Annotated in this window: 9 protein-coding genes; 6 read left to right on the top strand and 3 right to left on the bottom strand. The window is 39.6% G+C overall.

The window, feature by feature from the left end:
• The first annotated feature begins 219 nt into the window (after positions 1–219).
• From KTQ90_RS11970 to KTQ90_RS11945, 6 genes are all read left to right on the top strand, one after another.
• A complete protein-coding gene (locus KTQ90_RS11970; protein ID WP_134771262.1) occupies positions 220–579 on the top strand; it encodes a helix-turn-helix domain-containing protein in 360 nt (119 codons plus the stop codon).
• Entirely contained in the window at positions 566–1,768 is a 1,203-nt protein-coding gene (locus KTQ90_RS11965) for a primase-helicase family protein (RefSeq protein ID WP_134771263.1), read from the top strand. The genes KTQ90_RS11970 and KTQ90_RS11965 overlap by 14 nt, the downstream gene beginning before the upstream one ends.
• 151 nt (positions 1,769–1,919) lie before the next feature.
• Positions 1,920–2,786 (top strand): toprim domain-containing protein, encoded by an 867-nt coding sequence (locus KTQ90_RS11960; protein ID WP_134771264.1) that lies wholly within the window; start codon positions 1,920–1,922, stop codon positions 2,784–2,786.
• A 205-nt stretch (positions 2,787–2,991) separates the two neighbouring features.
• On the top strand, positions 2,992–3,387 hold the full coding sequence (locus KTQ90_RS11955) for a plasmid mobilization protein (RefSeq protein ID WP_134771265.1): 396 nt from the start codon (positions 2,992–2,994) through the stop codon (positions 3,385–3,387).
• 20 nt (positions 3,388–3,407) lie between these two features.
• The gene (locus tag KTQ90_RS11950; RefSeq protein ID WP_217318624.1) at positions 3,408–4,589 is read left to right on the top strand and encodes a relaxase/mobilization nuclease domain-containing protein; all 1,182 of its coding nucleotides are present in this window, start codon (positions 3,408–3,410) and stop codon (positions 4,587–4,589) included.
• Between the two features lie 23 nt (positions 4,590–4,612).
• Positions 4,613–5,470 carry a hypothetical protein gene (locus KTQ90_RS11945; protein WP_254359643.1) on the top strand — a complete coding sequence of 286 codons (858 nt, stop codon included), beginning with the start codon at positions 4,613–4,615 and terminating at the stop codon, positions 5,468–5,470.
• A gap of 80 nt (positions 5,471–5,550) precedes the next feature.
• Here KTQ90_RS11945 and KTQ90_RS11940 read toward each other — a convergent pair whose 3' ends face one another.
• The 3 genes from KTQ90_RS11940 to KTQ90_RS11930 are packed head-to-tail and all read right to left on the bottom strand — an operon-like array spanning position 5,551 to position 8,033.
• Positions 5,551–5,844: a helix-turn-helix domain-containing protein gene (locus KTQ90_RS11940; protein WP_217318623.1), complete on the bottom strand. Its 294-nt coding sequence runs from the start codon at positions 5,842–5,844 to the stop codon at positions 5,551–5,553.
• Positions 5,845–5,888: 44 nt separating this feature from the next.
• Positions 5,889–7,448 (bottom strand): RNA-binding domain-containing protein, encoded by a 1,560-nt coding sequence (locus tag KTQ90_RS11935; RefSeq protein ID WP_217318622.1) that lies wholly within the window; start codon positions 7,446–7,448, stop codon positions 5,889–5,891.
• 30 nt (positions 7,449–7,478) lie between these two features.
• Positions 7,479–8,033, bottom strand: a complete 555-nt coding sequence (locus tag KTQ90_RS11930) for a PIN domain-containing protein (RefSeq protein WP_254360401.1) — start codon at positions 8,031–8,033, stop codon at positions 7,479–7,481.
• Positions 8,034–8,264: the final 231 nt, after the last annotated feature.

Genomic DNA, 8,264 nt, shown 5'->3' with positions numbered 1-8,264 from the left:
TGTTTGATTTTCACCTATAAAGGTACAAAATATTTATGAGACTACCAACTTTTTTATAAACTATTTCTTATCCCGAACTGGGGTAACTATTGGCAGATGCGTTATTCACTTATTATCAAGTGAATAGCGCATCTGTCATTTTTATATCCCCACAAAGCCCCACGTATTGCCACACAAACGTAAATGTACCTTTGCACACAGAAACAAATATTGATAAATATGCAACAAGAAAACATCACGTTTAATGACATGCCTCAGATGTTGGCTGTCATGTATGCCAAACTTAATGAGTTGGGTGATAAGGTGGACAAACTGATACCACCAAAGAAGAGTGAAGAACAGCAATGGTTCAATGTAGCTGATCTCATAGAGTTTTTGCCTACTCACCCGGCAGAACAGACCATTTATGGTTGGACGAGTGCAAGAAAAATACCATTTCATAAAAAGGGAAAGAGTATCATATTCAACAAGAAAGAAATTGAGGAGTGGTTAAGAGAAGGTACTTATCGAAAATCGGAAGCAGATTTGGAGAACGAAGCCATGGCTTTTATAAACAACAAGCGTTATGGAAGGAAATAAGGAAGAATATATCAGAGTGGGTACTTGTCTGTACAAGATTGCCCAACAACCTTTAGCTAATGGTACTTGCACATTGCGTCGCATCCCATGGAGCTTTGGTACTATCCGACAGGATTATGGCAAGAACAATACGCCACCAATTCGGAAATATGACGGTTTTTGTACTGTACCCAGCCATACCGATTATCATAAAGAGATTGGCGGTTTCTACAATTTGTATGAGCCCATTGACCACATACCATCAGAAGGAGAGTTTCCAGACATTATGAAGCTGATACACCATATCTTTGGTGAACAATTTGAGTTAGGGATGGATTACATGCAGTTGCTCTATGCCAAACCTACGCAGAAGTTACCAATATTACTATTGGTATCAGAAGAGCGCAATACAGGCAAGACTACTTTCTTGAATTTTCTCAAGGCGGTGTTTGAAGACAATGTAACTTTCAATACCAATGAGGACTTTCGAAGCCAATTTAATGCGGATTGGGCAGGTAAGTTACTTATTGTTGTTGACGAGGTGCTGCTATGCCGACGAGAAGACTCAGAACGCCTAAAGAATTTGAGCACAGCACAGACATACAAGGTTGAAGCTAAAGGTAAGGACAGACAAGAAGTGAATTTCTTCGCCAAGTTCGTCTTGTGCTCCAATAATGAGCTTTTCCCAGTTATCATTGATACAGGAGAGACACGTTATTGGGTGCGTAAGATAATGCCGTTGGAAAGCGATGATACGAACTTCTTGCAGAAGTTGAAAGCGCAAATTCCAGCTTTCTTGTATTACTTGCAACATCGGGCACTATATAGCACTAAAGAGAGTCGTATGTGGTTCAATCCAACGCTTATTCATACGGATGCTTTGGAACGCATCATGCAATGCAACCGCAACCATACGGAGATTGATCTCGTAGAGTTATTGCGCAGCATTATGGAATGTCAGAAAGTGGACAAGGTTTCATTTATACCACAAGACCTGCTGCCATTGCTTTCGATTAATGGGGTAAAGGTGGAATTGTGGCATATTCGCAAAGTAGTGAAGGAGTTATGGCGTTTGAAACCGGCTCCAAATGCACTTTCATATACGACATACCAATACGACTACTCTAAGCCAACAAAATTTGGTGCAGTGAGTCGGGTGGGACGTTATTATACTGTGACTAAGGAGTTCATAGAATCATTAAACATATAATCTCTGTTGATTTGTTGAAATGATGAAAAGAAGAACATATACATTGTGGCATAAGCATTTACGGCTCAACAATATGGTCAACAGTAGCTCAACGATTTTCTCTTTTCATCATCCTAACTCAACAATTCAACAACTCAACAACAAATTAACGATGAATACATTCGATAATAAGCATATACAAATAGCAGATTTCCTTGCAGAAAAAGGTTATCTGCCGATTTCAAAGAAAGGGACTAATTGGTGGTATCTGTCACCATTGCATAATGAGAATACTGCATCTTTCAAGGTTAATGTGGATAAAAATGTGTGGTATGATTTTGGTTTGGGTAAAGGTGGTGGACTTGCTACTTTGGTCAATTTACTGTACCATCCAAATAACTTTCAGAATTATCTTCATCATCTTAGCGGCATTAGGACTTCGTTTCCCTCAACTCCCAAAACGACAAGGGAAGGCTCTGAAACTTTCAGCAATGTTGAAGTAAAGAGTTTGGGTAATTCTGCCCTGTTGAGATACCTCGGAAAACGTAGTATTGCTCAGCAAGTGGCAAGCCAATATTGCAAGGAGGTACATTACCGAAACCACGACAAGAATTACTTTGCCGTAGGTTTTCCTAACCGCTCTGGAGGTTACGAGATTCGTAATGCTTACTTCAAGGGGTGCATCTCACCAAAAGACATTTCGGTCATATCCAAAGGCAACAAAGATTGTCATGTGTTTGAAGGATTCATCGACTTCTTGTCCTATGTGGTATTACATGGAGACTGCGATGCCATTGTCCTTAATTCAGTTATCAATGTTCCCAAGTCAATAGACTACTTGAACAGATATGACACCGTCTATTGTCATTTGGACAACGACAAAGCTGGACACGATGCCACAGAACAAATCAGGATTTTGTGCAAGGGCAATGTGATAGATGCTTCTGAGGAATATGGAGAAGCTAAAGACTTGAACGAGTTCCTTTGTAAAAGGATGAATAGTCAAGGGCTTGTTCTGAGTTGTGGTTTCAAGCGGTAAATTAGGTTTCTACAATAGTCAAAAACAAGTGTAATCATTTAGGGAAGTTCTTTCGGGAGCAAGTTTGTGTTTTCGATATACGAAAACTATTCCAATCGGTATACCCGATTGTGCTATTGCCTTTGCCTATCAAGCATATGGCAAAGGTCAATACCTATTGAGAAACTTGCCCCTCAAGAACTGAAATAAGAAAGAATTAAATATAATGGCAAAACATGTTATCAACAATCCAGGAGGGCGCAAGCCTCTCCCTGAAGAGGAAAAGTATGGCAAGCCCATACCAGTTCGTTTCACACCAAAACAGTTTATCCGTATCAAACGTAAGGCTGGAGAGATGCCCATAAGTACCTACATTCGTGAAGGCGCACTTCATGCCATCGTGCGCCAACCTGTTTCGAAGGAGTTGATGAAAGAGATAAGAGGTTTGAATAATCTTGGAACGAATATCAATACCTTGGTTAAGCTTGCTTACCAAGCAGGGCTTATGACCATTGCAGACAAAGCCAACGAAGCCCTTGATGGAGTCAATGCTATTCTCCATCAAGCTCGTCTCAAAATCAAAGAGAAAGAAGACAATGACGAATCAAAAAATCAAAGTTAAACTACAAAATACGACAGCGTATGTATGGCAAAATTCTTCATGGAGCATCATTTGGAGGACTTATCAACTACATTAACGACCCACGCAAAAATGCGATATTGGTTGCTTCAAGCGACGGAATCAATCTCACGAATAACCAAACCATAACAGATAGTTTCTTGATGCAGGCAGGTTTGAGTGCTCGAACCAAGAAACCTGTAGGACACTTTATCTTATCGTTTTCACCCCATGATGCGCTACGTATTAATGACAATCTGTTAGGGCAAATAGTGAACGATTACTTGAAGCGCATGGGATATGACGACAATCAATTTGTTGCATTCCGTCATTTCGACAAAGAACACCCACATGTTCATATCATGGTAAATCGAGTAAACTTTAAAGGCAAATGCACCAAAGACTCACATGAGAAAGATAAGAACATAAAAGTGTGTAAGGAATTGACTGAGCAATATGGCTTATTTATCGCAAGAGGAAAAGAGGCTATCAAAGAAAGAAGACTTCGCTCAATGGATGCCATCCGTTATCAGATGTTGCATCGAGTAAGCGAATCGTTGCAAGTCTCTCGAAGTTGGAAAGAATTTGAGAATGAATTGTCAAAAGCAGGAATCCGTTTGCGCTTCCGATATAATACTAAGACAAACGGTATAGAAGGAATATCTTTCACTCTTGCCAAGGAAAATATCAGCAGCAAGTTGAAACATGACATCTCTTATAGTGGCAAGCAATTGGATTCATCACTCACTCTTGCATGTATTTGCAAGAAGCTTGGCAACCCTATTGCTATTGTCCATGAACAGGCAAGAGACATGTATGACGATGCTCGGCAAGAATGGTACGACACCCATAATGCCTACGAGGTAAGAGATATAGACAGAGTGTTCCCTGATTTCGATTTACGTTTCCCCTGGCAAGCCCAAGCAAGAATGTATGATGCCCCGCAGATGTGTGGCAACGAACAGACTTTGGAACAAGACTTCTTTGATGAATTGTACCAAACAGCAGATGACGTTTCCAATATAGGCAAAGGAGCGATTCAAGTAGGACTCATTTCCCTTGGAGCCATTCTCTTTCCTCCATATCAACCTGCCATATCTGCAGGTGGTGGATGCACGTCTTCTAAACTTGGTTGGGGAGATGATGACAAATACAAGAAAAAATATAGCAGTAGAAGTCGCAGTTTCGGAAGAGGCAGGCGTTAATCAAACTTATAAACATCAACAATATGGCTAAATCAAACGAACAGTTAGAGGATATACTTGATGACTTGTCTGTCATTAAAAACAATAATGTCGCAACAGAACAGAGACTTGGTAATATCGAAAATCTATTGGCGAAGTTGGCAGCGAAAGAGGAGGTCGCACCAATAACGCCTCTTGCAAGTACCTCAGCAGCTTCCATTCCGTATGACGAGATAAAAAATGCAGTCCATGAAGAAATGGATAGTTATTTTAACGCCATGTCTGATTCTGCAGAACTTTTATCGGATAAGACCCTCAAACGCCTGGGGACTATCTTCATAGAACTGTATGTTGAAGAAATAGAAAAATACTTGGAAAAAGACGAAAAAGAAAGAGAGTGCAAACGCAACGTGTATTTGCAAAAGCGAAAAGCGCAAGGCTTAATGACCATTGAGCAAGTAGCAAAATGGGCTCCACAATATTCGTTAGAAATCCAACGGACAATCCGTTACATCGGCATGAAAATCATTAACGAGGATGAATCTGTAGAAAAAGCACATGCGATTTTGAAGATATGGGGCGATGCTTTGCAAACCATCACAAGTCCTAAACCATCTCCTCCACCAACACTGAAATCGTGGTGGCTCTACAGATGGAACAGATTCAAACAAAGGACTGACAAATGGAGATTGCTCCAATGGTATCTTGTCATTCTTGGCATTATCGCCTGTGTTCTCTTTTCATCTCTATATCAAAATCGGGTTATGGATCTTGACCGAACCAACCGCATCTTCTACAAGAAGATTGTCATGGATGAAAAGAGAAAGAGGAATTATCAAGAGTTGGATTCACTTATCCACTCGGATTCATTCTTCACGACTTATAGGAGCTTAGAACATTGAAACCTTACAAAATAACAAGACAATAGGGTTATCCAAACTGGACAAACCTATCGTCTTGTTGATAAGAACTGATATAACCTTTATAAATCAGCCTTTGTTAATTCGCGTTTTGCTACTTCAATAGCACGAAACTGCAATTCTTTTTCGCCTTCTATGGCATCCAATATTCTGTCTGCCAGCCACAAGGTGAGCAGCTCTTTCTCATCCACATGAAAGTATTCAGCCAGTTGAGGTACTTGGCTTCTCTTCGCTCGCCTATCTCCACGTTCTATCTTACTAAACATTGGAGTATCAATTTCTAAACATGCAGCCACTTGGCGTTGCAGTATTCCTTGTTCGTCTCTAAGAGACCTTATCTTGTTTCCTAATAACATTATAATTCCAATTTTAAATTTGACTTAAACATTTTAGAAAAGAATTATTCAACAACCTTCCATTCGCCTCCATTACGTGAGCCTCCAATGCGAATTATCCTACCGCTTTGTTTTAATTTCTTGATATGATAAGCAACTCCATCTGCTGTTATGCCGCATACGGATGCTATCCCTTTTGCCGTAACCTTAGGATTATTGCTGATTATTTTTAGAATAGTTTCCGTAGTATCGGCAGGAGTTTCCGTAGTTACAGAAGGAGTTTCCGTAGTTGTATCCGTAGTATCAGCAGAAGTTTCCGTAGTTGTTTTCGTAGTATCAACAGGAGTTTCCGTAGTTCTATTAATATTTCCCTCCAGTTTTAGGCAAGTTTCTATTCTATCAGGATTACTCTTTTCTTCAACTGTTGGTATGCTCCAACCATTATCCTTCCATCCTTTTGCAATAACATCAGCGCCAGTTCCTCCTTTCTCACCAATTCCCAAGAATACAAACATCTTTTGGATTACAGGGTTTCTGCATACACTATGTCCTCCTTCATAGTATTCTTCCATGCTGATAAGCATTGTACCAGGATTTGACAAAACAATACGGTCGAAGTATCTGTCAATCACAATATTGCCCCTTACCGTATATGCTGCATGAATCAAACTGTTGGCAAAAGCCTCACGCAAAGCTACGTGAGCTGTGGTTGTATTATTCCTCATCTGATTGTTGTCAAGAATGAAAGGCACAGGCAAAGCGTGTTGCAATAAAGGTAAGACACGAGTGAAAAACTGATAAAGGTTGGCTTCCCATGTCCCATCGGGATATATGCGATTTGTCCAACGTACCTGAAGGTCGTCACTCAAATGCTCACGATAGTCTGGGAAAAACTCTTGGCAGCACTCTGGGTCTGTAATACTGTTAGTCTTGCCAAACATCAGCATGCCAGCAACAGTGAATCCTTCCGTTGATGTGGCTCTATCTTTGCGATAGGCACCTATGATTTCCAAAAACTTTTTGTCATCAAGCTCTGTCCAAGGATGGTTTTCATGCTTAATATCGTACGCACGACGATATTGGTGCAGAGTAGGTATGTCAATGTCATCAAAGGAATAGCCTCTTAAGATTCGGGAGTCTGCAGATGCTCTCATGTTGTTGGCATCCGAGTACATCTGCTTTATTTCATCATCACTACAGAGATAGTCACCCTCATCCCTGCGCTTATAAGTATGTCCAAACGGGGTAAGTGTAAGGTGGATGGGGCGCAAATCATATTGTGCACGAGGAATTCTGAAGGCAAGTAGATATTGCCCTCCGTCAGTCTTTATTTCTTCGATGTCACTCTCTACCAACAATGGAATGTTCACACACGACCTATTGTGTGCGTCATCCCAAAACTGTTTTCTGTATTTTGCTACAAGTTCTTCAGAAAGACCATCTGGTGTGAACTTATGATTTTTTTCTTTCACTCCCAGCACAATCGTTCCACCATTGGTATTGGCCAAGGCTGAGAAAGAACGCCAAAATTCAGCTTTAGGGAAACCACCCGCAGCTGATTTAAATTCCACTTCGGAGTTCTCCTTCAATTGGAGTTTTAAACGTATTTGTTCTGCTATGTTCATATTATTCTGATGTTATGGATAAGATAAAGATTATCGTCTTAAAAATTCTTTAAGAGTTAAGGTAGTTATGCCTAATCCTTTTGCTCTTGCAGCTAACATATTGTCTGATGTGAGGAGTATTGGATTCTCTTCAGAGTGTTTAAGAGCTACTGATAAAATTTTGCAATCTGGATTTTTCCTATCAAAACCATTTGGAAGGAGAGCAACATTGGCATCTTCCATGCAAGAATACTGTTGCGTAAATGCCAATGAAATATTTTTAGCAGCTTTGCTAAGTGCGATTTTGTCAATACCATCTTTTATCTTTAGCTTATCCAATTCTTCAAGAACTGTAGATGGTATTATTATTTTGTACTTCTTACCAATTTTGTTGATAATATCAGGACAATTTACAAAAACATTTGTATCTATAATGTAGATATTTTCTTTTCCATCAACTAACTCCGTTCTTTTCCTTTCATATTTCGATAGGTCTATTTTATCCTTTACAGTTAAGGTGATAGAACCTGATGAAATAGTTCTTGCAAACGATACATAAGAGTCGTCCGAAGCTTTTAATAGATACTTACGAACATCTTCGTTCATATTTTCTTTTAAAAGCAATTTGTCTGCAATAATAATTGTACAATAACGAGCACGAGATGTTGCTACATTAAATAATTCACTTTGCAAAGAATATCTTGTAGATACATTCGGAATAAGAAAAAAACAGTAATCAATAGTAAGACCTTGAACACGATCAACTGTTTCTATCTTTATATTATCAACTAACCTCAACACCTCACCACAACAACATCTCAACACCTCAACACCTCA

The sequence above is a fragment of the Leyella stercorea genome, assembly GCF_019052365.1.
Lineage (GTDB): Bacteria > Bacteroidota > Bacteroidia > Bacteroidales > Bacteroidaceae > Prevotella.
Note: the sequence above shows the minus strand (reverse complement) of the source record. Positions and strands in the feature narration are given on the sequence as shown.

Excerpts from the sequence above, each read along its gene's own strand:
- KTQ90_RS11970 (WP_134771262.1), top strand. The coding sequence starts at position 220 with ATGCAACAAGAAAACATCACGTTTAATGACATGCCTCAGATGTTGGCT.
- KTQ90_RS11965 (WP_134771263.1), top strand. The coding sequence starts at position 566 with ATGGAAGGAAATAAGGAAGAATATATCAGAGTGGGTACTTGTCTGTAC.
- KTQ90_RS11960 (WP_134771264.1), top strand. The coding sequence starts at position 1,920 with ATGAATACATTCGATAATAAGCATATACAAATAGCAGATTTCCTTGCA.
- KTQ90_RS11955 (WP_134771265.1), top strand. The coding sequence starts at position 2,992 with ATGGCAAAACATGTTATCAACAATCCAGGAGGGCGCAAGCCTCTCCCT.
- KTQ90_RS11950 (WP_217318624.1), top strand. The coding sequence starts at position 3,408 with ATGTATGGCAAAATTCTTCATGGAGCATCATTTGGAGGACTTATCAAC.
- KTQ90_RS11945 (WP_254359643.1), top strand. The coding sequence starts at position 4,613 with ATGGCTAAATCAAACGAACAGTTAGAGGATATACTTGATGACTTGTCT.
- KTQ90_RS11940 (WP_217318623.1), bottom strand. The coding sequence starts at position 5,844 with ATGTTATTAGGAAACAAGATAAGGTCTCTTAGAGACGAACAAGGAATA.
- KTQ90_RS11935 (WP_217318622.1), bottom strand. The coding sequence starts at position 7,448 with ATGAACATAGCAGAACAAATACGTTTAAAACTCCAATTGAAGGAGAAC.
- KTQ90_RS11930 (WP_254360401.1), bottom strand. The coding sequence starts at position 8,033 with ATGAACGAAGATGTTCGTAAGTATCTATTAAAAGCTTCGGACGACTCT.